This is a genomic window from Oryzihumus leptocrescens (assembly GCF_006716205.1).
In the GTDB taxonomy this organism is placed as follows: Bacteria; Actinomycetota; Actinomycetes; order Actinomycetales; family Dermatophilaceae; genus Oryzihumus; species Oryzihumus leptocrescens.
The window spans coordinates 1,893,362-1,915,899 of record NZ_VFOQ01000001.1; the positions used below are offsets into that span (position 1 = coordinate 1,893,362).

General features: G+C 71.5%; 18 protein-coding genes and 5 tRNA genes. 14 read left to right on the forward strand and 9 right to left on the reverse strand.

Annotated elements, in window-relative coordinates; all coding sequences use genetic code 11:
- Positions 1-7 precede the first annotated feature (7 nt).
- Positions 8-1,459, forward strand: coding sequence for an ABC transporter permease subunit (locus tag FB474_RS08920; RefSeq protein WP_141788324.1), 1,452 nt, complete (start codon positions 8-10; stop codon positions 1,457-1,459).
- Positions 1,460-1,516: 57 nt separating this feature from the next.
- On the opposite strand, the gene FB474_RS08925 is transcribed toward FB474_RS08920, so the two are convergent.
- On the reverse strand, positions 1,517-1,945 hold the full coding sequence (locus tag FB474_RS08925) for a RidA family protein (RefSeq protein WP_246092104.1): 429 nt from the start codon (positions 1,943-1,945) through the stop codon (positions 1,517-1,519).
- Between the two features lie 212 nt (positions 1,946-2,157).
- Between FB474_RS08925 and FB474_RS08930 the strand changes: the two genes are divergently transcribed.
- The 5 genes from FB474_RS08930 to FB474_RS08950 are packed head-to-tail and all read left to right on the forward strand — an operon-like array spanning position 2,158 to position 8,533.
- The gene (locus FB474_RS08930) at positions 2,158-2,643 is read left to right on the forward strand and encodes a cupin domain-containing protein (RefSeq protein ID WP_141788325.1); all 486 of its coding nucleotides are present in this window, start codon (positions 2,158-2,160) and stop codon (positions 2,641-2,643) included.
- Complete coding sequence (locus FB474_RS08935) at positions 2,640-3,563, forward strand: acyl-CoA thioesterase (protein ID WP_185746100.1); 924 nt, start codon at positions 2,640-2,642, stop codon at positions 3,561-3,563. The genes FB474_RS08930 and FB474_RS08935 overlap by 4 nt, the downstream gene beginning before the upstream one ends.
- The gene (locus FB474_RS08940; RefSeq protein WP_141788326.1) at positions 3,560-5,260 is read left to right on the forward strand and encodes an AMP-binding protein; all 1,701 of its coding nucleotides are present in this window, start codon (positions 3,560-3,562) and stop codon (positions 5,258-5,260) included. The genes FB474_RS08935 and FB474_RS08940 overlap by 4 nt, the downstream gene beginning before the upstream one ends.
- A 10-nt stretch (positions 5,261-5,270) precedes the next feature.
- Complete coding sequence (locus tag FB474_RS08945; RefSeq protein WP_141788327.1) at positions 5,271-7,646, forward strand: bifunctional salicylyl-CoA 5-hydroxylase/oxidoreductase; 2,376 nt, start codon at positions 5,271-5,273, stop codon at positions 7,644-7,646.
- Between the two features lie 5 nt (positions 7,647-7,651).
- On the forward strand, positions 7,652-8,533 hold the full coding sequence (locus FB474_RS08950; protein WP_246092105.1) for a PaaX family transcriptional regulator: 882 nt from the start codon (positions 7,652-7,654) through the stop codon (positions 8,531-8,533).
- A gap of 194 nt (positions 8,534-8,727) precedes the next feature.
- Here FB474_RS08950 and FB474_RS08955 read toward each other — a convergent pair whose 3' ends face one another.
- The 5 genes from FB474_RS08955 to FB474_RS08975 form a co-directional block, all read right to left on the reverse strand.
- On the reverse strand, positions 8,728-10,350 hold the full coding sequence (locus FB474_RS08955; RefSeq protein WP_185746101.1) for a DUF726 domain-containing protein: 1,623 nt from the start codon (positions 10,348-10,350) through the stop codon (positions 8,728-8,730).
- A 483-nt stretch (positions 10,351-10,833) separates the two neighbouring features.
- A tRNA-Val gene (locus tag FB474_RS08960) sits at positions 10,834-10,908 on the reverse strand.
- A gap of 1 nt (position 10,909) precedes the next feature.
- Positions 10,910-10,980: transfer RNA gene (locus tag FB474_RS08965), tRNA-Cys, on the reverse strand.
- Positions 10,981-11,022: 42 nt separating this feature from the next.
- A tRNA-Gly gene (locus FB474_RS08970) sits at positions 11,023-11,095 on the reverse strand.
- 19 nt (positions 11,096-11,114) lie between these two features.
- Positions 11,115-12,320 carry a YihY/virulence factor BrkB family protein gene (locus FB474_RS08975; RefSeq protein WP_141788330.1) on the reverse strand — a complete coding sequence of 402 codons (1,206 nt, stop codon included), beginning with the start codon at positions 12,318-12,320 and terminating at the stop codon, positions 11,115-11,117.
- A gap of 153 nt (positions 12,321-12,473) precedes the next feature.
- Between FB474_RS08975 and FB474_RS08980 the strand changes: the two genes are divergently transcribed.
- The 4 genes from FB474_RS08980 (at position 12,474) to FB474_RS08995 (ending at position 15,054) form a co-directional block, all read left to right on the forward strand.
- Positions 12,474-14,129: an acyl-CoA dehydrogenase family protein gene (locus FB474_RS08980; protein WP_141788331.1), complete on the forward strand. Its 1,656-nt coding sequence runs from the start codon at positions 12,474-12,476 to the stop codon at positions 14,127-14,129.
- 111 nt (positions 14,130-14,240) lie between these two features.
- A tRNA-Gly gene (locus FB474_RS08985) sits at positions 14,241-14,316 on the forward strand.
- A gap of 23 nt (positions 14,317-14,339) precedes the next feature.
- Positions 14,340-14,414: transfer RNA gene (locus tag FB474_RS08990), tRNA-Val, on the forward strand.
- A 157-nt stretch (positions 14,415-14,571) separates the two neighbouring features.
- A complete protein-coding gene (locus FB474_RS08995; protein WP_141788332.1) occupies positions 14,572-15,054 on the forward strand; it encodes a DUF6325 family protein in 483 nt (160 codons plus the stop codon).
- Positions 15,055-15,235: 181 nt separating this feature from the next.
- Here the strand turns inward: FB474_RS08995 and FB474_RS09000 are convergent, their stop codons facing one another.
- Positions 15,236-16,048: a hypothetical protein gene (locus tag FB474_RS09000; RefSeq protein WP_221632491.1), complete on the reverse strand. Its 813-nt coding sequence runs from the start codon at positions 16,046-16,048 to the stop codon at positions 15,236-15,238.
- A 153-nt stretch (positions 16,049-16,201) separates the two neighbouring features.
- Here FB474_RS09000 and FB474_RS09005 point away from each other — a divergent pair, with 153 nt between their 5' ends.
- The 3 genes from FB474_RS09005 to glgX all read left to right on the forward strand — a co-directional run bounded on the left by FB474_RS09005 (position 16,202) and on the right by glgX (position 19,731).
- Positions 16,202-16,717, forward strand: coding sequence for a nitroreductase/quinone reductase family protein (locus tag FB474_RS09005; protein WP_246092106.1), 516 nt, complete (start codon positions 16,202-16,204; stop codon positions 16,715-16,717).
- A 157-nt stretch (positions 16,718-16,874) separates the two neighbouring features.
- On the forward strand, positions 16,875-17,441 hold the full coding sequence (locus tag FB474_RS09010; protein WP_141788333.1) for a YceI family protein: 567 nt from the start codon (positions 16,875-16,877) through the stop codon (positions 17,439-17,441).
- Between the two features lie 154 nt (positions 17,442-17,595).
- Entirely contained in the window at positions 17,596-19,731 is a 2,136-nt protein-coding gene (gene glgX / locus FB474_RS09015; protein WP_141788334.1) for a glycogen debranching protein GlgX, read from the forward strand.
- A gap of 39 nt (positions 19,732-19,770) precedes the next feature.
- On the opposite strand, the gene FB474_RS09020 is transcribed toward glgX, so the two are convergent.
- Positions 19,771-20,628: a polyphosphate kinase 2 family protein gene (locus FB474_RS09020; RefSeq protein WP_141788335.1), complete on the reverse strand. Its 858-nt coding sequence runs from the start codon at positions 20,626-20,628 to the stop codon at positions 19,771-19,773.
- A gap of 15 nt (positions 20,629-20,643) precedes the next feature.
- A complete protein-coding gene (gene zapE, locus FB474_RS09025; RefSeq protein WP_141788336.1) occupies positions 20,644-21,714 on the reverse strand; it encodes a cell division protein ZapE in 1,071 nt (356 codons plus the stop codon).
- Between the two features lie 27 nt (positions 21,715-21,741).
- Here zapE and FB474_RS09030 point away from each other — a divergent pair, with 27 nt between their 5' ends.
- The gene (locus tag FB474_RS09030; RefSeq protein ID WP_141788337.1) at positions 21,742-22,533 is read left to right on the forward strand and encodes a pyrimidine reductase family protein; all 792 of its coding nucleotides are present in this window, start codon (positions 21,742-21,744) and stop codon (positions 22,531-22,533) included.
- Positions 22,534-22,538 lie beyond the last annotated feature (5 nt).

Here is a 22,538-nt window from a genome sequence, read left to right on the forward strand (position 1 = left end):
AGGCGCCATGAGCATCGCCCAGGACCTGCCGGTGGCACCCGCACACCGGACCACCCGCCGCGCCGCGCCCGTCTGGTGGCTCGTCTTCCGCCGGGAGTTCGTCGACCTGTGGACCGGCGGGCGCGTGCTCCTGCTGCTGGTCCTGTTCACCCTCATCATGTCCGTCACCTCGGTGCTGCGGCAGCTGGAGAGCCAGCTCAGCCTCATCCCCCCGGTGGAGATGGTGTTCCTGACCGTCCTGAGCAGCATCACCTTCGGGCTGTTCGTCGGGTTGGTGATCGCCGCCGACTCCTTCAGCGGTGAGCGGGAGCGGGCGACCCTGGAGCCGCTGCTCCTGACCCCGGTCCGGCCGCGCCAGCTGGTGGTCGGCAAGTTCCTGGCCGCCCTCACCCCGTGGCCCCTGACCCTGCTGATCTCGGTGCCCTACGTCTGGGTGCTGGGCCAGGGCGACGACAGCATCCCCGAGGCCCTGCTCCTCGGTGCGATGCTCGGCGGCCTGATGTCCATCGCCTTCACGGGGCTGGCCATGGTGATCAGCATCTGGTCGAGGTCCAACCGCACCAGCCTGTTCGCCAGCCTGCTGGTCTACCTCATCTTCCTCATCCCCACCCAGTGGCCCGGCAGCGCGCAGAAGGGCGACCTGGGCTACCTGGTCCAGCAGCTCAACCCGCTGCAGGCCTCCAGCGAGTTCCTCGAGAAGGTCATCGTCAACAACCGGACGGTGGCCGAGAAGATGCCGTACCTCATGGCCGCGATCTACGCCGCTGCCGGCGTCCTCGCCGTGCTCATGCTCGTCGCCGCACCGCGCCTCCGCCTCGACGTGGAGGCCTCCCGGCCGGGCCGGTCGCGGTGGCACCGGGGCGCGCGCTCCGAGGCGCTGGTCGGCCCGGCGCTCGTCCTGGCCCTGCTGTCGGTCCCCGCGCTCGGGCTGGGCACGGCCGCAGCGGCGGCCCCGTCCGCCTCCGGTGGTGGCAGCGGGCTGGGCATCACCACGGACCTGGGCTACAAGACCGTCAACGCCGGCGACAAGATCACCTTCACCACCGTGGTCACCAACACCGGCTCGGGCACCTCCCCCGAGCTCAGCGTCGCGATGAACATCGTCAAGACGACCCAGGGGGAACCCGTCGACCCCGAGGACTGGTCGCCCGAGCGCACCCAGACGGTGGACCCGCTGGCCGCCGGCGAGCAGGCGAAGCAGGACTGGCAGGTCAACGCCATCCTCGAGGGCGACTACATGGTCTACCTGACGGTGATCCCCAAGCCTGCGGGTGCGAACTCCACGGCGACCCCGGTCGCCAGCCCCGGCATCCACCTGACCGTCAACGCGTTCAAGAAGAGCAACCCCGGTGGCGTGCTCCCCGTGGCGATCGTGACGCCCGTGGCCATGGCGGCCATCGCCATGGTGCCCTGGTGGCGCCGCCGCAGGCGGGGGTCGGCAGAGCCCACCGAGGGCTGAGCGACGGTGTGCCGGGTGCGGACGTCCGCACCCGGCATACCTGTGCCCGGATGCGGCTCAGCTCGGCCGGACCAGCCGTGAGCCGGGGACCACGGCGACGCCGAGGATCTCGATCATCGCCTCCGGCTGCCAGAGGGCCGTGGTCCCGATGCCGGCCATGGCGGGGTAGACCGGCCCCGCCAGCTCACGCCAGATCTCGCCGATCTCCGCGCCGTGCGCCTGGTAGTCCGGGATGTCGGTGAGGTAGATGGTGATGCTGACCAGGTCCTCCGGCCGGCCACCCACCGCGGACAGGGTGGTCAGGACGTTGGTGAACGCCTGGCGGAACTGGGCGACGATCCCGCCGGGGACGATGCGCATGTCCGCGTCGAGCGCCGTCTGGCCGCCGAGGTAGAGCGTGTTGCCGCTCAACGTGCCGTGGGAGTAGCCGCGCGGGGCGGGCAGCGACGCGGGGTTCACCGGCACGGGGAGGGCGCTGTCGGTCACGGTGTCTCCTGCGGGTCCTCGGTCGGGTTCTGGGGCGGGGTTCTCGGGCGGGGTTCTCGGGCGGGGTTCCGGGACGGGTTCTTGCCCGGGGGTCGCCAGCGTAGCGTCCATTGACATTGACTCAACGGTCGTTACGATCCGAGAACATCCAGCGCGGCAACGAGGCCGCCCCGGAGGACGTGCCGGCGCACCGGCACGGCGAGGAGCCATCCATGGAACCGGACTTCGGCAGGTACGTCCTCGAGGGCGACAACTCGAGGTATGCCACGGACGGCGGGCTCGTCGTCCCGGTCGTCACCCGCGCCGGGCACGAGCCGGGCGAGACCGGCCAGTCCGCCGGCGCCACGCGGATCTCCGGCGTGAGCATCCAGCACACCCCGGCCACGCGGATCTGGTTCGGGAAGGTGAGCAACGAGGCGGGCTACCGCTCGGTGCCCCACCACCACGGCGAGGCCGAGACCGGGGGCTACGTCCTGTCCGGCCGCGCCCGCATCTACTTCGGTCCCGACTTCGCCGACTACCTCGACATGGAGGAGGGCGACTGGGTCTTCGTGCCGCCCTTCATGCCCCACGTCGAGTGCAACATCGACCGCAACCGGCCGCTCACCTGGATGACGACCCGCACCCCGGAGAACATCGTCGTCAACCTGCCCGACGTGGCCGACGCCGACCTGCGCGACTGGGTGGACCGACCGTGACGTCCGCGGCGCCCACGCTGACCTCCGCGCTGTTCACCGCGGCTGCCACCCTGACCCCGGTCGAGCCGGAGCACTTCGACCTGGCCTTCACCGCAACCACGCAGGCGTGCCCGTGGCCCAAGGCCTACGGCGGCGACCTGGTCGCCCAGGCGGCGGTGGCAGCCATGCGGTCGGTGACCGACGGCAAGGCCCTGCACTCGATGCACTCCTACTTCCTGCGGCCGGTCGACATCGGCGCGGACGTGCGCCACGAGGTGGAGGTCCTGCGCGACGGCCGGGGCTACAGCACCCGCCAGGTGCGCGGCTTCCAGAACGGCAAGCCGGTCTACGTCTGCCTGGCCAGCTTCGCCGCGGGTGAGCCCGGGGGCACGTATGCCGTGGAGTACCCCACCGAGGTCCCGCACCCCGACGAGCTCCCCAGCAGCGCGGCGTACCTGCAGGACCGCAGCGGCGGGACCATGACGCAGGAGTCGAGGGCGTACTGGTCGGGCGGGCGCAGCTTCGACATGCGCCACGTGCCCGGTCCGCTCTACCTGACCGTGGACGGCCACCGGAGGCCGCACCAGGCGGTCTGGGTCCGGCCGTTCGACGCCCTGCGACCGGTGGACGGCCTGACCGACGAGCAACGGGACCTGGCCGCCCTGGCCTACGTGTGCGACTACACGATCCTCGAGCCGGTGCTGCGGGTGCTCGGCCTCGCCTGGGCCCTGCCGGGGCTCGTCACCGCCAGCCTCGACCACGCGATGTGGTTCCACCGGGCCGGCGCCGTCGACGGCTGGGTCCTCTACACCCAGGAGGCGCTGGCCGCCGAGAACGGCCGGGGCGTGGCCACCGGGCGGCTCTTCGGCTCCGACCGCACGCACCTGGCGACCGTCGTCCAGGAGGGCATGCTCCGTCTCGGCTCGGGAGGCAGGTCATGAGCGCACTCTCGCCGTCGGCCCACGTCGACACGTTCGCGCGGGACCACCTCCCGCCCCCGGAGCAGTGGCCGGAGCTGGAGTTCACCACCGAGCTCCTGCAGTACCCCGCGCGCCTCAACGCCGCGACCGAGCTCATCGACGTCCCGGTCGCGACGTTCGGGGCGGACCGTCCGGCCCTGCGCACGCCGGAGGGCGAGGTGTGGACCTACGGCGAGCTGCAGCGCCGCGCCAACCAGGTCGCCCAGGTGCTGGTCGAGGACCTCGGCCTCGTGCCGGGCAACCGGGTGCTGCTGCGCTCCCCCAACAACCCATGGACCGTGGCCGCCTGGCTCGGCGTCCTCAAGGCCGGCGGGATCGTCGTCACCACGTTTGCCGCGCTGCGCGTCCGGGAGCTGACGCCCATCGCCGACCGGTGCCGGCCCTGCCTCGCCCTCGTGGACCACCGCTTCGTCGACGAGGTGGAGGCCCTGCGCCAGGGGGCGGCACCCGAGCTGCGCGTCGTGACCTTCGGCGCCGACGACGCCGGGGACCTGGTCACCCTCGCCTCGGCGAAGTCGGGGACCTTCGACAACGTGGTGACGGCCGCGGACGACGTCGCCCTGTTCGGTCCGACGTCCGGCAGCACGGGCGTCCCGAAGGTCACGGTGCACTTCCACCGTGACCTGCTCTCGATCGACAACACCTTCGGCCAGGGCGTCCTGCGGCTCGTCCCCGAAGACGTCGTCGCCTGCAGCGCGCCGTTCGCGTTCACCTTCGGGCTGGGCATGCTGGTCGTCTTCCCCCTCCGGGCCGGCGCGTGCGCGCTCCTCACCGAGCAGGCGACACCGGACGAGCTGGCCGACCTCGTCGCCGCGCACGGGGTGACGGTGCTCGCGACGGCACCCACGGCATACCGGCGGATGCTGGCCGCGGGCAAGGCGGAGCAGCTGCGTGGCCTGCGCGCCGCGGTCAGCGCGGGCGAGCACATCACCGAGCAGACGTGGCAGCGGCTGCACGACGAGATCGGGCTCGACGTCATCGACGGCATCGGGGCCACGGAGCTGCTGCACATCTTCATCTCGGCGGCCGGTGAGGACATCCGGCCCGGGGCGACGGGCAGACCGGTGCCGGGCTACCGCGCCACGATCCTCGACGAGCTCGGCGCGGAGCTGCCGCCCGGCGCCGAGGGGCGGCTGGCGGTCATCGGGCCGGTGGGCTGCCGCTACCTCGACGACGAGCGCCAGCGCGACTACGTCGTCGGCGGCTGGAACCTCACGGGTGACACCTTCACCCGTGACGAGGACGGCTACTTCTACTACCGGGCCCGGACCGACAACATGATCATCTCCTCGGGCTACAACATCGCGGCGCCGGAGGTGGAGGCCGCCATCGACAGCCACCCCGACGTCGCCGAGTGCGCCGTCGTGGCGCGCCCCGACGCCGAACGCGGCTCGGTGGTGTGCGCCTTCGTCGTGCTGAGGGACGGGGTGGTCGGCGACGCCGCCATGGCGACGCGGATCCAGGACCACGTCAAGACCCAGCTGGCGCCGTACAAGTACCCCCGCGACGTGCGCTTCACCGACGCCCTGCCGCGCAACCGGAGCGGCAAGCTCCAGCACTACGAGCTGCGCCGCAGGGTCCGGGAGGAGGCCGCCGCTTCCGGCGGCTCCGGCGAGGCGACCGGCGCGCAGGCACCGGACGTCCCGGTCGAGGCGTGAGGGGAACGCCATGAGGATCGCCATCGCGGGCGGCGGCCCCGGGGGCCTGTACCTCGCCGCGCTGATGAAGCAGCTCGACCCGGCGCACGAGGTCACCGTCTGGGAGCGCAACGCCCCCGACGACACGTTCGGCTTCGGCGTGGTCTTCTCCGACGAGACCCTGGGCGGCATCGAGGGCGCCGACACCGAGATCTACGGCCGGATGGAGCGCCGGTTCGCGAGGTGGACCGACATCGACGTCGGCGCCTTCGGCCGCTCGTTCACGGTGGGCGGCCAGGGCTTCGCGGCCATGGGCCGCCGGGAGCTCCTGCAGATCCTGCAGGAGCGGGCGGGCGAGCTCGGGGTCGTGGTCCACTACCGCACGCCGGCACCCGACCTGGCGCAGCTGCGCGCGGCGCACGACCTGGTGGTCGCCGCGGACGGGCTGAACTCGACGGTCCGTGACGCCGGTGCGGACGTGTTCCGGCCCACCCTGGACCGGCGCCGCAACAAGTACATCTGGCTGGGCACCGACCTGGTGTTCGAGGCGTTCCAGTTCTTCGTCAAGCAGACGGAGTGGGGCACGATGCAGATCCACGGCTACCCCTACTCCGACACGGGCTCGACGTTCATCGTCGAGATGCACGAGGACGTCTGGCGGCGCGCCGGGTTCGACCGGACGGAGCACGAGGCGTTCCCGCCGGGGGCGTCCGACGAGCACGCGGTCGAGCGCATCAGGGAGATCTTCCGGGACGAGCTCGAGGGCCACCGGGTCCTCACCAACAACTCGAAGTGGGTCAGCTTCCACACCGTCCGCAACGAGCGGTGGCACGACGGCAACGTCGTCCTGCTCGGCGACGCGGCGCACACCGCCCACTTCTCCATCGGCTCCGGGACCAAGCTCGCCATGGAGGACGCCCTGGCACTCGCTGCGTGCCTGCACGAGCACACCACCGTGGAGCAGGCGCTCACCGCCTACGAGGCCGAGCGCCGGCCGGTCGTCGAGTCGACCCAGCGCGCCGCCCAGGCGTCGCTGGAGTGGTTCGAGCGCATCGGCATGTACGCCGACCAGGACCCGGCGCAGTTCGTGTTCAACCTGCTCACCCGGTCCCGGCGCATCACCTTCGAGAACCTCAAGGAGCGCGACGGGGAGTTCGCAGCCCTGATGGAGGCGGAGTTCGCGCGGCAGCAGGGGTGCGCCGAGGTCGTGCCGGCGATGTTCCAGCCCGCCAGGATCGGGGGGCTTGAGCTGAAGAACCGCGTGATCCTCTCGCCGATGGACATGTACTCCGCCGTCGACGGGGTGCCGGGCGAGTTCCACCTTGTCCACCTGGGGTCCAAGGCGCTCGGCGGTGCCGGCCTGGTCATGACGGAGATGACCTGCGTCTCGCCCGAGGGGCGGATCACGCCCGGCTGCCCCGGGCTGTGGAACGACGCGCAGCGGGACGCCTGGGCCAGGGTCACCGGCTTCGTGCACGGCCACAGCACCGCGAAGGTCGGCCTGCAGCTCGGCCACTCGGGCCGCAAGGGCTCGACGAAGCTCATGTGGGAGGGCATGGACGAGCCGCTGGAGGAGGGCAACTGGCCTGTCATCGGGCCCTCCCCCATCCCCTACGGCGAGGGCTGCCACGTCCCGCGCGAGGTCACCCGCGACGACTTGGACGCCGTCGTGGCCGACTTCGTCGCGGCGGCCCGCCGTGGCGTGGAGGCCGGGTTCGACCTCATCGAGCTCCACGCGGCCCACGGCTACCTGCTGTCCTCGTTCCTGTCGCCGGTGTCCAACCGGCGCACGGACGAGTACGGCGGGGACGTGGGCGCCCGGTTGCGCTTCCCGCTCGAGGTCTTCGACGCGGTCCGGGCCGTCGTGCCACCGACCGTCCCGGTCACGGTGCGCATCTCCGCCACCGACTGGGTGCCCGACGGCAACACCGCCGACGACGCCGTGGAGATCGCCCGCGCGTTCATCGAGCACGGCGCGGCCGCCATCGACGTGTCCTCCGGGCAGGTGACCCGGGACGAGAGGCCGGCGTTCGGTCGCTCCTACCAGACGCCCTTCGCGGACCGGATCCGTCACGAGGTCGCGGCACCGGCCGGGGTCGCCGTGATCGCGGTCGGGGCCATCTCCTCCTACGACGACGTCAACTCGATCCTGCTGGCCGGGCGAGCCGACCTGTGTGCGCTCGGACGCACCCACCTGTACGACCCGCAGTGGACGCTGCACGCGGCGGCCGAGCAGGAGTACCAGGGGCCAGCGGCCGACTGGCCGCTCCCGTGGCGCGCCGGGCAGCGGAAGCCACCGACCTCACGCACCGACAAGGTGCCACCGCGCCTGTCCCTGCTGCGCTCCGGCCCGCTCGAGCCGGTCCACGTCCGCTGGAAGCCCGCCACGCCGCCGCTGGCAGGATGAGCGCCGTGCCCGACGCGCTGACCGCCCCCCTGACGGCACAGCGGTCCCGCACGGTCGTCGTCAGCTTCCTCGGGGCGGTCGTCCGGCCGATGGGCGGCTGGATGCCGATCCGGGGTGCCGTCGACCTGTTGACGCCGATGGGGCTCGACGCCCAGAGCGTTCGCACCGCCGTCTTCCGCCTCAAGCAGCGGGACTGGCTCACGCCGGAGACCCGGGCGGGCGTGCGTGGCTACGCGCTGACCGACACGGCCCTGGCCGCCCTGGCCGCGGGCGACGCGGTCATCTGGCACGCCCGTGAGCCGGCGGACCTGGCGGATGGCTGGTGCGTCCTCAGCTTCTCGGTGCCCGAGTCCGCCCGGGCGCGGCGCCACCAGCTGCGGTCACGGCTCACCGCCCTGGGGTTCGGGATGCTGGGCGGGGGCGTCTGGATCGCCCCGGCCCGGATGGCCGAAGCCGCCGAGCGAGCCGTCGAGGAGCTCGGCCTCACCTCGCGGTGCGCCCTGTTCGTCGGCCGGCACGTCGGTGGCGAGCAGCTGTCCGAGCTGATCTCCGACAGCTGGAACCTCGAGGAGATCGACCAGCAGTACCAGGAGTTCATCGGCTCCTGCGCGGACCTCGCGACGACGTCCGACGCCGGTGAGGCACCTGAGGGCGCTGACGCCTTCACCGCGTACCTCGGCGTCATCGACCGGTGGCGCAAGCTGCCCTACCGCGACCCGGGCCTGCCTCCCGAGGTGCTGCCCGCGGGCTGGAGCGGACCCGCGGCCGGTGCACTCTTCGAGCGCCTCGTCGCCGGGCTGGAGGCGCGCGCCCTCACCCACGCCGCCACGTCGTGGCCGGCGGCCGCACAGCACCCGCCGCGCGCACGAAAGCCAGCGAGCCCCTGACCCGCGCGCTGCGGGTCAGGGGCTTGCTGTCGATGGTGGGCGATATCCCATCTAGCCAACAATGTCGGTGGAGGAAGGCCGAGCGGCGACGTTGCTGGCGGGCGCCCGCACAGCCGCCCCATCTAGTACGTCAACTCGGCCCCCGTGCGGCCGAGACGATCGGACAGGGGATCCGATCATCTGCACTGTCTCTGCTACTTGAGCGAAAGGGACTTGCAGTAGCCGGAGTGATCCGGGACCTGGCGGGTGACGTCGACATTCTTGATCCTCTTCAACCGCGTGGCCATCCCGCCACAGCCCGCCGCGGTGCTGCCCCCCTGCGCGATCGAGTAGAAGAACTTGAGGACCTTGTCCTCGCGGGAGTGGTAGTTGTAGGCGAACCGCTGGACCGCTGCGTTGAGGGGCCCCCAGTCGCCGCCCGCGCCCACGGCTGCCCCCAGGAGGTGGATTTCGCGAACCTTAGGCGCCTCGTCCTTGGTGGCGAGGGCCACCGCAGCGCAGAGCATTGCGCGCGCCCCGAGGCTGTGGCCTACAAGGACCACCTCGTCCAGGTCGGTGCGGGCGATCAGGTCCGCGACAATCGCTCCTGTCTTGTTCGCACGCTCACGAGCCCTCCACCAAGGATTCTTGACAAGGTCGACGAATATCAGTGCCCCGCTAAAGGGCCCTACCTTCTTGGCCACCTGCTTGCTGGCCTTCAGGGCGACCTTCTTTACGGCCTTGGCCGCCACAGCCCAGCCGAGGTTTCCGCTTACCACCGCGGTCAGGTCCTTCAGTTCCTCGGCGCCCCAGTGGACCCGGTAGACCAGGGAGTCCGGATACCTCTCAGTGATGATTCGCTGCCAGTCGCCCCATCCCTTCTTGCCCTCGGTGAGAAAGCCAGAGCAGACGATCACGGGGACACCACCACCATCTTGCAGCTTCTCGATCATGAAGGACTTGTCTTCACGGACGTACGCATTCGTCAGCCCCGCCCCAAGAACACCCCCAAGGCTGGCTCCCGCGGCCGCGACCACGGCGGTGCCCCCGGCCATTCCGAGACCTCCCGCAGCCAGCGACCCGCCACCCAAGAAGGCCAGGCCGTAACTGGTCGCCGCCGCACCCGTGTACCCCCCAATGGTGGTACCGACGATGCCTCCGATGAGGGGAGCAGCCAAGAGCCCGACGCCCGTCATCGCCCCCGCTGCGACCAGCGCGGATCCAGCCAACTTTGTCGTCTTGGCGAGGTTCTTCTTCTCGTATCTCAGCAGGTCTGTGAAGGCGGACAGATCGTTGATTTGGGCTGTGCCTCGCTCGAAGCTGGGGAGCTCGTGCCGGTGCTCGGCGCAAAAGCGAGGGATCCGCACTGCCCCGAACCCACGGGTGGCCATATTCGGGCAGCGAGGGGCAGCACAGGTCAAGGTGGCGGCTCCGCAGCCGTCGCAGACGTAGGTCGGCACTCCAAGGCCGGTCTCTGCCTTCCTGTGGTCCACGTGTTTGAAGCAGGCGGAGCACCAGCCTTCGCGCACTTCAAGCCCGACCTTGTCGACGAGGTCTGCCACGTTACGCGCCAAGTCGGCGTGGGAACGCGCCCGCCTTTCGAGCTCCTCGCGCAACTTCTGATCGCGCGTTAGCCGCCGCTCCTTCTCAGCGCAGGCAAAGGCCCACAGGTTGACGGTGATCACCAGGTTGCGCAGGAGCTTCTCAGCTCCCTTGAACTCGGGGAGGGCGAGGTCGACTTCGCCTTCCGCTTCCAGCCTCCAACCCCGCTCCGTTTGCAGCGTCACGCGCATTCCGCGCCGGCCGACGGGGTCGAAATTGACAGAGGACTTTGGCATGGGAGGAAGCATGCCCTCTCTGATGGCGGGCGTCCCGGCTTTGGGCGGCTCGGCATTACCAGGTGAGAGGACAACCACCTGTCTGAACGACATGGCAAAGCCGGCAGTTGGACGCCACCAACGTGACGCAACGGAATCAGGCGCGCCATCAACAAGGCGGAGCTCGATCCCAAACGCGTGGACGCCTCGAGAATTCCGACGCAGCTCCATCTGGCTGGTGCCCGACGCTCGCGTGCCACGGGAGGAGATCGCCCGACTGGTCGGGCACCGGGTCTCGATTGCCACCGAGGCGGACTACCGCGAGCAGCTCCGTCAGGTGGTCACCGAAGGAGCCCAGGAGATGGACCGAATCCTTCCCCCGAGGACCAAGGATCCGGCCACCACATCTGATCCTTGGTCACTCAGCGGCAGTCTCGGCCGTCTCTCGTCGCCGAACGAGACAGCCCCTGACCCGCGTGCTGCGGGTCAGGGGCTCGCTGTCGATGGTGGGCGATACTGGGTTTGAACCAGTGACCTCTTCCGTGTCAAGGAAGCGCGCTACCACTGCGCCAATCGCCCGAGGTGGAGACGGGATTTGAACCCGTGTACACGGCTTTGCAGGCCGTTGCCTCGCCTCTCGGCCACTCCACCGTGAAGGCCACGGGGGACCTCCGGGAAGGCACTGGGCCTCCGAGCGGACGACGGGACTCGAACCCGCGACCCTCACCTTGGCAAGGTGATGCTCTACCAACTGAGCCACGTCCGCGTGAACGCCAGCGGTGTAACTACCCGCCGTGCGTGCGGTCAGACAGTAGCCGATTTCGAGGATCGGAGTCCAACTGGCGGTCGGCACCGGCCGGCGCGCTCGGCTCGGGCATCGGCGTGAGCGGCCGTTCGTGCGCGGGGCGGCGCCGCTCACTCCTGGCCGGCGCATGTGCGGGGCTCTCCGCCGGGGTCACGGGGCTCCCGGCCTGAGGCATGGGAGTGGCGCCGGGCAGTCCGGTGAGCGCCCCCGTGGCGTCGACGGCCCCGCCGGCGACGGCCCCCTCCCGTCGGCGTCGGGACTCCTCGCGCAGCCACGAGATGAGCCGGGCGCGCGAGCTGAACCGCTCCTGCACCGGCCACAGCTGGCGCGCGGCGGCGTTGAAGGCCGCCCCGATGAGCACGGCGATCGCGAGGAAGTACAACCAGATCAGCACCACGATCGGCGCGGCCAGCGGGCCGTAGATGGAGGTCCCGCCGACGGAGGCGCCCAGCCACAGCCGCAGGACGAACGAGCTGAGCAGCCAGATCGCCAGCGTCAGCACCGCGCCGGGGATGTCCCGCTTCCACGGCGAGCGCCGGGGCGTGCTGACGTGGAACAGCGTGGTCAGGCTGGCGACGGTCAGGATCACCACCGTGGGCCAGTACAGCCCGATGAGGAACTCCAGCCGGGCCGGCAGCAGCCGCGCCATGACGCTGGGACCGACCGTGACCAGCGGCATGACGACGACGCCGACCACGAGGGCCACCAGGTAGAGGGTGAAGCTCAACGCGCGGGTGCGCACGATCCCGCGCACCCCGCTCTGGCCGTACATGATCGAGATGGTGTCGACGAAGACGTTCAGGGCCCGCGAGCCCGACCACAGGGAGAGGACGAAGCCGATCGAGATGACGTCGATGCGCCCGTTGCGCAGGACGTCGTCGACGGTGGGCACGATGACCTGCCGCACGCTGGCGTCGGTGAGGAAGCGCTCGGCATACCGCTCGATCGCCGTGCTGACCTGGCCGGTCGTGTCCGGGCCCAGCCAGCGCCCGACGTAGCCGACACCGCCGAAGATCCCCAGCACCAGCGGCGGCAGCGACAGCAGGGCGAAGAACCCGGCCTCGGACGCGAGCCCGGTGACGCGGTAGCGCAGGCACAGCCGCCACGTCGCCACGGCGAGCCGGGCGAGGGCGAGGGCCCCTGGCACACGGGCCAGGCGCCGGCGGACGCGGTCCTTCGGGCTCATCGCCCGAGCCGCCACTCCACGCGTCTGACCAGCACCCTCCGCCTGCTTCTCACCGCACCACGGTAACCGCCGACAGGCCGCGTGACGGACCTGACACCCCCGGACCTCGCCGGGGTGTACCCATCGGTAACCATCCGCCCTAGCCTGCCCGGGGTGAGCACACACGAGGTCACCAACCAGGTCCCGCCGCTGCTCGGCCACAACGTGGTCGACTCCGACCCCGCCCTCACCGAGGGCCTGGCCCGGTGGGGTGACGCGACCGACCGGGCCGGGCTGAGCCGGCTCGGCGAGCTCGCGGGGACGGCGCGGGCGCAGGCCTGGGGCGACCAGGCCGACCGGGTCACCCCGGTGCTGCACACCCACTCCCCCCGCGGCGAGCGCATCGACGAGGTCGAGTTCCACCCGGCGTGGCACGAGCTGATGTCGACCGCGGTCTCCCACGGCCTCACCGCCGAGCCCTGGACCCGCCCGCCCGGGACGGGCGCGCACGTGCGCCGGGCCGCCGGGTTCGTCGCCTGGTCACAGGTCGAGGCGGGCCACGGCTGCCCGGTGTCCATGACGTATGCCGCGGTGCCGGCCCTCATGACCAGCCCCGAGCTCGGTGCCCTGTGGGCTCCCCTGCTCGCCTCCCGCGAGTACGACTTCGGCCTGCGGCCGCGCGCGGACAAGACCGGCGCGATCGCCGGGATGGGGATGACCGAGAAGCAGGGCGGCTCGGACGTGCGCCGCAACGCGACCGTGGCCACGCCCTCCCCCGGCGGGCCGCTCGAGGGCGGGGACACCTACCGGCTGACCGGCCACAAGTGGTTCTGCTCGGCCCCGATGAGCGACGTCTTCCTCGTCCTCGCCCAGGCGCCCGGCGGGCTCACCTGCTTCGTGGTTCCCCGGGTGCTGGCCGACGGCAGCCGCAACACCTTCGCGATCCAGCGGCTCAAGGACAAGCTGGGCAACCGATCCAACGCCTCCTCCGAGATCGAGCTCGACGGCACGTGGGGGGTGCGCCTGGGCGACGAGGGCCGCGGCATCCGCACCATCCTGGACATGGTGGCCGCGACCCGGCTGGACTGCGTCCTGGGCTCGGCGTCGACCATGCGCGCCGCGCTCGTCCGGGCCGTGCACCACACCCGCCACCGCCGGGCCTTCGGTGCCGCACTGGTCGACCAGCCCCTGATGCGCAACGTGCTGACCGACCTGGCCCTGGAGTCCGAGGCGGCGACGACGCTGGGCCTGCGCCTGGCCGCCGCCGTCGACGAGGGCGACATCGCCTTCTCCCGGCTGGCCGTCGCCGTGGCCAAGTTCTGGGTCTGCAAGCGCACCTCGCCGATGGTGGCCGAGGCGCTGGAGTGCTTGGGCGGCAACGGGTTCGTCGAGGAGAACGGGCTGGCCCGGCTCTACCGCGAGGCGCCGTTGAACTCGATCTGGGAGGGCTCGGGCAACGTCAACGCCCTCGACGTGGTGCGTGCCGTCACCCGTGAGCCGCACGCCCTGGAGGCGCTGCACCGGGAGCTCGCCCTGGCCCGGGGCGCTGACGCCCGCCTCGACACCGCGATCGAGCGCTCCGTGGCGGCGGCGCGCGAGCTGGCCACCAGCGACCCCGGTGACGCGCAGGCCGGGGCTCGCGGGGTCGTGGAGCTTCTCGCCACCACCCTGCAGGCGAGCCTGCTGGTCCGCTTCGCACCGGCACACGTCTCCGGGGTGTTCGTCGCGAGCCGCCTCGGCGGCGAGCACGGGCACAGCTTCGGCACCCTGCCTGCAGCGGCGGTCCGCGCAGCGGGGACGCAGGTCATCGACCGGGCGTTCGCGGGCTGAACCGCACCCGCGGACCCCCGGTGGCAGGGGGGTGTCATCGAGGGGTCCGTGGATGGGCTAATGTCTGACATCGCAACGACAGCGGGGGCACGAACCCGCTGGAGTTCACACGCGGACGTGGCTCAGTTGGTAGAGCATCACCTTGCCAAGGTGAGGGTCGCGGGTTCGAGTCCCGTCGTCCGCTCCACGCAGTCCCTCGGGGGCTGCCCGGGGCGATTGGCGCAGCGGTAGCGCGCTTCCTTGACACGGAAGAGGTCACTGGTTCAAACCCAGTATCGCCCACCATGCGCGAACGGCGTCCGGCCACTGGCCGGGCGCCGTTCGTCGGTCCGGGGCCTTCGTCCTCATTCGTGCCGGGTGATGCCCCAGCGTCACGTCCCTGCCCACGATGGCTGCGTGCCGGCCGCGTCCGCGGTGCCGGCCATGAGGCAGGAGGCCAGACATGACCGACCAGATGACAGCCCCGGTGAACCAGCCGCTCGACGAGCTCGGCCCGGTGGACTGGATCGTCGTGGAGTTCCCCGGGAGCCGCTTCAGGGGCGAGATCATCCCCACGCTCGAACAGCTCGTGCGCAGCGGCACCATCCGCGTGCTCGACCTCGTGCTGATCCGCAAGGGTGAGGACGGCTCCCTCGACTTCTCCGAGCTCAGCGAGGTGGACGAGAGCGAGCTCGGGGTGCTGCGGGCCTACGAGACCGAGCTCGCGTGGCTGCTCAGCGAGGACGACGTGGCAGCGGTGGCCGAGGTGATCGAGCCGGGCAGCACGGCGGCGCTGCTGGTGTGGGAGAACGCCTGGGCGGCCCCGTTCGCCTCGGCGCTGCGCCACGCCGGAGGGCACCTGGTCGACAGCGGCCGGATCCCGGTGCAGGCGCTGATCCAGGCGATCGAGGAAGAAGAGGCCGAGGACGCAGGAGAGGGTGAGTGACATGCCGCTGGCAGCCAGGAGGATGGGACGTCGTGGCGTGATCGGGCGCCCGGTGGCACGTGGTGCAGCGGTCGTCGGCACCGCCGCCGTGGTCTCGCACGGGGTGTCCCGGCGCTCCGACCGTCGTGAGGACCGCCGGGACCGGCGTCGCTGACGCCAGCCCGACCGTCCCGGCCGGGCGTCAGTTCCGGCGGGCGCCCTCCTCGTGCTCCGGCGCGGGGAGGGCCCCGCCGAGCAGGTCCCGGATCCGGTCATGGCGGCGCCGGTAGGCCTCACCGAAGCGGCTCTGCGCCCTGACGAGCTTGGCCGGCCCGTAGCGGCGGCGCGCCCAGACCGAGTCCGGCTTGGCGAGCCGGATCGCCCCGACGGTGGCGACGATCGGCACGACCACGCCGATCATCCCGGTGGCGATCTTGCCCTTGACGAAGCAGACCCCCGCCGTGGCCAGGTGGATGCCCACCTCGGTGACGTAGAGCCACTGGGCGACCTCGGCGCGCCGGGTGGTCGCCCCCACCGGTGAGGCCTGCAACATCAGCACGACGCCGAGCGCGCCACCGAGCAGGATGGCGTCGATCGACTTGCGTCCCTCCTGACCCCAGTAGACGTCGTCGAGGTGGAACCAGAGGGCGAACTCGTCGAGGGTCAGCGCTGCGCCCGCGCCGAACAGGGCGGCCAGCACCTCGGCCCACGGGCCCTGCGGCGCGTAGCGGAACTCCAGCAGGGCCGTCAGCAGGACCAGCAGGATCCCCCACACCTGGTGGTGGACGTGGACCCCGCCGATGTAGATGTCGCCCAGTCCGCCCCTGGCGCCGCTCGTGGTACCGCCGCCGTCCGGGGCCGGCTGCCCGCCGGGGTCGGCGGCGGGGGCGAGCGCCTTGGCCCGGATCCGGCGCGTCACCAGGCGGGTCACCGCGAACGTCACGACGAACCCGAGCAGTGCCCAGGCTGCCGCGGCCCGGCCGGTCTCGACGAAGAACTGCTGGTACCAGCCCATCCCGCACACCACCTCGCACCGCCCGGCTCCGTGCCGTGAGTCTCGCCGGGCCGGCGCGGGCGGACAACCGCCTCCGGGACCAGAGCCCCTGCTCCGGCAGCAACCGGCCGGCCATCGTGGTCGGGACGGCACACGGGGGTGGGAGGTGGTCGCGTGGACACCGCGGCGCTGTGGCGGGGGGCCAGGGCGCGCACGCGGGCGTTCCGGCGCTGGATGTACCGCGACGGGCGCCCGGGCACCCTGGCCCGGGCCGCCAACCGGCTCTCGGCCTGGCAGTTCTCGGCCGGCCTGCTCTCGCCCGCCCGTGCGATCACGCTGGAGGTGCGCGGCCGTCGTACGGGCCGCACCATCTCCTTCCCGCTGGTCCTGGCCGAGCTCGGCGGCCGGCACTACGTCGTCTCGATGCTTGGTGAGGACACCAGCTGGGTGCGCAACGTGCGCGCCGCCGGCGGCCGCGCGGTGGTCCGGCGCCGCCGGGCCACGCCGGTGCGGCTGGTGGAGGTGCCTCCCGGCGAGCGCGCGGCCTACCTCAAGCGCTACCTGGACCAGGCCCCCGGGGCCCGCCCGCACGTGCCGGTGGACCGGCACGCCCCGCTGGCCGAGTTCGAGGCGGTGGCCGCGAGGTTCCCGGTGTTCCGCGTCGAGCCGGCCGTCGAACCGGTCCGGTGACCCTTCCCACACTGCGCGGCCCGGGCGATCCGCGCTGACGCACGGGGCGCCCACGGCGTCCGGGGACCGGACATTTCACCCCACCGGCGAGTTTGAGGAGCGGGGCCGGGTGCGTGCCATACTCACGCGGTTGTCCCCTATCCCCCCGGAGGAACCCATGACCGACAACGCCGCCGTGCTCAACGGCGAGTGGGAGTTCGACCCCGCCCACACGCGGATCGGCTTCTCCGCCAAGCACGCCATGGTCGCCACCGTCCGCGGGGCCTTCAACGACGTCGACGGCTCCTTCGTGGCCGACCTCGACGACATGTCCAAGAGCTCGGTCCGGGTCATCCTCAAGGCGGCCAGCATCGACACCCGCAACGAGCAGCGGGACGGGCACCTCAAGAGCGGAGACTTCTTCGACGTGGAGAAGTGGCCGGAGATCACCTTCACGAGCACCAACGTGGAGGAGGTCGAGGACAACGCCTACATGATCACCGGCGACCTGACCATCCGCGACATCACCCGCCAGGTCGTCATCCCGCTGGAGATGCTCGGCGTGGACACCGACCACGACGGCTTCATCCGCGCGGGCTTCGAGGGCAGCCGCCGGATCAACCGGCGCGACTTCGGCCTCGAGTGGAACGTCCCGCTCGACTCCGGCGGCCTGCTCATCTCCGAGCGCATCTCCCTGGAGTTCGAGATCTCCGCGATCAAGAAGGTCGACGACAAGGCCTCCTGACCGACCGGCAGACCGGCGCTGCGCCGCTGCCCGTCCACGGGTGCCCCTCCACGGGTCCCCCCGTCCACCTGACGACGCCGTCACCCACGAACCGGGCGTTCAGGACACAATGGGGCCACCACACCCCGTGGCACCGCCTGACGCGAAGGACCTCATGGACATCTGGCCGGGCAAGCCCTATCCCCTCGGGGCCACCTTCGACGGCAGCGGCGTGAACTTCGCCGTCTTCTCCGAGGTCGCCGAGCGCGTCGAGCTGTGCCTCGTCGACGACGACGACACCGAGACCCGCATTCACCTGCGTGAGGTCGACGGCTACGTCTGGCACGGCTACGTGCCGACCGTGCAGCCCGGCCAGCGCTACGGGTTCCGGGTGCACGGGCCGTACGACCCGGAGAACGGCCACCGGTGCAACCCGGCCAAGCTGCTGCTCGACCCCTACGCCAAGGCGATCGACGGCCAGGTCGACGGCGACGAGGCGCTCTTCTCCTACCGCTTCGGCAAGCCCGAGGTGTTCAACGAGGACGACTCCCTCGGCCACACCATGCTCTCGGTGGTGACCAACCCGTGGTTCGACTGGGGCCACGACCGCCCGCCGGCGCACGAGTACCACGACAGCGTCATCTACGAGGCCCACGTCAAGGGCCTGACCATGACCCACCCGGACGTGCCGGACGCGATCCGCGGGACCTACGCCGCGATCGGCCACCCCGCGGTGGTCGAGCACCTCAAGGGCCTGGGCGTCACCGCGATCGAGCTCATGCCGGTGCACCAGTTCGTCCAGGACACCCACCTCGCCGGCAAGGGCCTGTCCAACTACTGGGGCTACAACACCATCGGCTTCCTGGCCCCGCACAACGCGTATGCCGCGACCGGCACCCGCGGCCAGCAGGTCACCGAGTTCAAGTCGATGGTCAAGGCGCTGCACGAGGCCGACATCGAGGTCATCCTCGACGTGGTCTACAACCACACCGCCGAGGGCAACGAGCAGGGCCCGACGATCGCCTTCCGCGGCCTGGACAACGCCTCGTACTACCGCCTCGTCGACGACAACAAGGCGCATTACTACGACACCACCGGCACCGGCAACAGCCTGCTGATGCGCAACCCGCACGTGCTGCAGCTGATCATGGACTCGCTGCGCTACTGGGTCCTCGAGATGCATGTCGACGGTTTCCGGTTCGACCTCGCGGCGACGCTGGCCCGCCAGTTCCACGAGGTCGACCGACTCTCGGCGTTCTTCGACCTGGTGCAGCAGGACCCGGTGGTCAGCCAGGTCAAGCTCATCGCCGAGCCGTGGGACGTCGGCGACGGCGGCTACCAGGTCGGCAACTTCCCCCCGCTGTGGACCGAGTGGAACGGCAAGTACCGCGACACCGTGCGCGACTTCTGGCGTGGTGAGCCGGCGACGCTGGGCGAGTTCGCCTCCCGCATCACGGGTTCCAGCGACCTCTACGAGCAGTCCGCGCGCAAGCCGATCGCCTCGATCAACTTCGTCACCGCCCACGACGGGTTCACCCTGCGTGACCTGGTCTCCTACAACGAGAAGCACAACGAGGCCAACGGCGAGGACAACAACGACGGCGAGAGCCACAACCGCTCGTGGAACTGCGGCGTCGAGGGTGAGACCGACGACGCCGCCGTCAACGCGCTGCGCGCCCAGCAGCAGCGCAACTTCCTGGCCACCCTGCTGCTGAGCCAGGGCGTGCCGATGATCGCCCACGGCGACGAGGTCGGGCGCACCCAGCACGGCAACAACAACGCGTACTGCCAGGACAGCGAGCTGGCGTGGATCGACTGGGACCTCGACGCCGAGCGCAACGACCTGCTGGCGTTCACCTCACGGCTGGTGCAGCTGCGCAAGAACCACCCGGTCTTCCGCCGGCGCCGGTTCTTCGCCGGCGACGCGGCCCACGGCGGCCGCAGCGAGCTCGGTGACATCGAGTGGTTCGCCCCGCAGGGCACCGAGATGGACGAGCTGGACTGGCGCAACGGCTACGCGCGCAGCCTCATGGTGTTCCTCAACGGCGAGGCGATCCCCGAGCCGGACCGCCTCGGCCGGCCGATCGTCGACCAGCACTTCCTGCTGCTGTTCAACGCCCACAGCGAGCCGGTGGACTTCACCCTGCCCCCGGGCGACTACGGCGCCGAGTGGGAGGTCGTGCTCGACACCACCGACCCGGTCGAGCCGCAGGAGCAGCAGATGTGGGAGGCCAAGTCGGTACACCCGGTGGCCGGCCGCGCCATCGTCGTGCTGCGCACGCCGGAGCCGGAGCCCGAGCCCCGGGTCTGAGCCCGCCGCCCACTCCCCCGGGTACGCCGTGTGCCCGCCTCAGGTGGCGGCCAGGCGGCGCTTCTCGGCGGCCACGTCGAAGGTGGCCGTCGGCCACTGCGGGTCCATCGACCGCAGGCGCTCGAGCAGCAGCTGCTGCACGGCCAGCCGGGCGTACCACTTGCGGTCGGCGGGGACGACGTACCACGGCGCCACGTCGGTGGAGCAGCGCTCCAGGGCCACCTGGTAGGCCCGCATGTACTCGTCCCACAGCTTGCGCTCGTCGGTGTCGCCGGGGTTGTACTTCCAGTGCTTGTCCGCCCGGTCCAGGCGTGACATCAGCCGCAGCTTCTGCTCCTCCGGCGAGATGTTGAGCATGACCTTGACGATCTCGGTGCCGCCGGCGCTGACCTGGGCCTCGAAGCTGTTGATCTGCTCGTAGCGTGCCGACCAGACCGCCTCGGGCACCAGCCGGCGCACGCGCACGATGAGCACGTCCTCGTAGTGCGATCGGTCGAACACCCCGATCTGCCCGGCGTGCGGCAGCGCCTTGTGGATCCGCCAGAGGAAGTCGTGCGCGCGCTCCTCCTCGCTCGGCGCCTTGAACGCCGTGTGCTGCACGCCCTGGGGGTCCACCGACCCCACGACGTGGCGCATGATGCCGCCCTTGCCCGCGGTGTCCATGCCCTGCACGACGAGCAGCACCGCCCGCGTGCCGCCGGCGGTGCCGTCGGCGTAGAGACGCTCCTGCAGGTCGTCGAGCTCGTCATCGGTCTCGGTCATCAGCTCGGCGGCGTTGCGCCGCTTGCCGTCGAAGCCGGGCGTGGAGGCGGGGTCGACGTCGGCCAGGCTGAAACCCGGTCCCACCCGCAACGCGTCGCCAAAGGGTCTCGGGCCGTCCCCCGTGACGTGAGCCATGGCCCGATGGTCGCACTACCCCTGCCCGTGCGCGACCTCCCCGCGGGCCTCCCGCGCCAGCGCCGTCAGTCGCGACACCGCGCGGAAGTACTTCTTGCGGTATCCCCCGCGCAGCAGCTCCTCGCTGAAGACCTCCCCGAGGGGCGCGCCGCTGGAGAACACCGGGACGTCGCGGTCGTAGAGGCGGTCGGCGAGGACCACCAGGCGCAGCGCGACCATCTGGTCCTCGATCGTGTGCACCCCCTGCCAGCCCACCGAGGTGACCCCGTCCAGCAGCGCGCCGTAGCGGCTGGGGTGCACCTGGGCGAGGTGGGCGAGCAGCTCGTCGAAGCCGTCGAGGGCGCCACCAGTGGCTTCGACGCGGGCCACGACCTCGGCCTCGGACAGTGGCGCGGGACCGCCCGCGAGGCCACGATGGCGGAAGTCCGGCCCGTCGACCGTCAGCACCTCGAACCGGCTGGACAGGGCGGCGATCTCGCGCAGGAAGTCGTCCGCGGCGAACCTCCCCTCCCCCAGCGCCTCAGGGAGCGTGTTGGAGGTCGCGGCCAGCGACACCCCGGCCTCGGCCAGCCGCGCCAGCAGGGTCGACATCAGCACGGTGTCACCGGGGTCGTCGAGCTCGAACTCGTCGATGCACACCAGCCGGTGACCACGCAGGGCCTCCACCGTCTGCCCGAAGCCGAGCGCCCCCACGAGGTTGGTCAGCTCGACGAAGGTGCCGAACGCCTTGGGTCCTGGCGCCTCGTGCCAGAGGCTGGCCAGCAGGTGGGTCTTGCCGACCCCGAAGCCGCCGTCGAGGTAGACCCCCGACCCTGTGGCCGACCGCCGGCGCCCCCACGGCCACCGCGAGCAGCCCGCGCCGCCCGCGCCACCCAGCGACGCGGCATACTCCTGCAGCCGCTGGACCGCAGCGGCCTGGCTGGGCTGGGCCGGGTCGGGCCGGTACGTGGAGAAGCGGACCACGTCGAAGCGCGGCGGCGGGACCAGCTCCCCGACGAGGCGCGAGGCGTCCACCTGGGGCCGGCGGGTGGACAAGGGCGCCTGCGTTGCGGTCTCCGACACGGGCCCCAGCCTAGGCACCCACATGCGCCCACCACTGGCAGGATGGCTCTGATGCGACTGCTGCTACCCCACCCGGACGCCCCGTCAGACGACGAGGGCGACGGCCGGCTCAGCCCGGAGGCCCTGGCCGAGCTCTACGAGTACCCGCGCAGCGCCACCCGCGGCGTGCCGTGGGTCCGGGCCAACTTCGTGACCACCCTCGACGGGGCCGCCACCGGCTCCGACGGCCGGTCCGGGTCGATCAACACCGGCGCCGACCGCGAGGTCTTCGGCCTGCTGCGCGCCCTCGCCGACGTGGTCCTGGTCGGTGCCGGCACCGCCCGGATCGAGGGCTACCGCCCGATCGCCGCGCGGGCCCAGTGGCAGGACGTCCGCGCCCGCAGCGGACGCACCGACCCGCCCGTGCTGGCCGTGGCCAGCCGCTCGGCCCAGCTGCCCCCGTTGCTGCGCGAGCGTCCCGAGGGCGCCGGCGAGGTCATCCTGCTCACCTGCGAGCGGGCCCCGGAGGACGCGGTCGAGGCCGCCCGCGCGGCGCTCGGCGCGGACAACGTCATCGTCCGCGGGGGCGACGGGGTCGACCTCGACGCGGCCATCAAGGAGCTCGCCGCGCGCGGGCTGACCCGGATCCTGTGCGAGGGCGGCCCGCAGCTCATGCACGACCTGGTCTCGGCCGGTCACCTCGACGAGCTGTGCCTGACCATTGCGCCGACCATCGTGGCCGGCGACCACACCCGCATCACCGCGGGGCCATCGATCGTCGAGCACCTCGTGCCGCGGGTGCTCATCGAGTCCGAGGGCACCGTGCTCGGCCGCTGGGTGCGCGCCGACGCCGCCACCGGCTGAGGCGG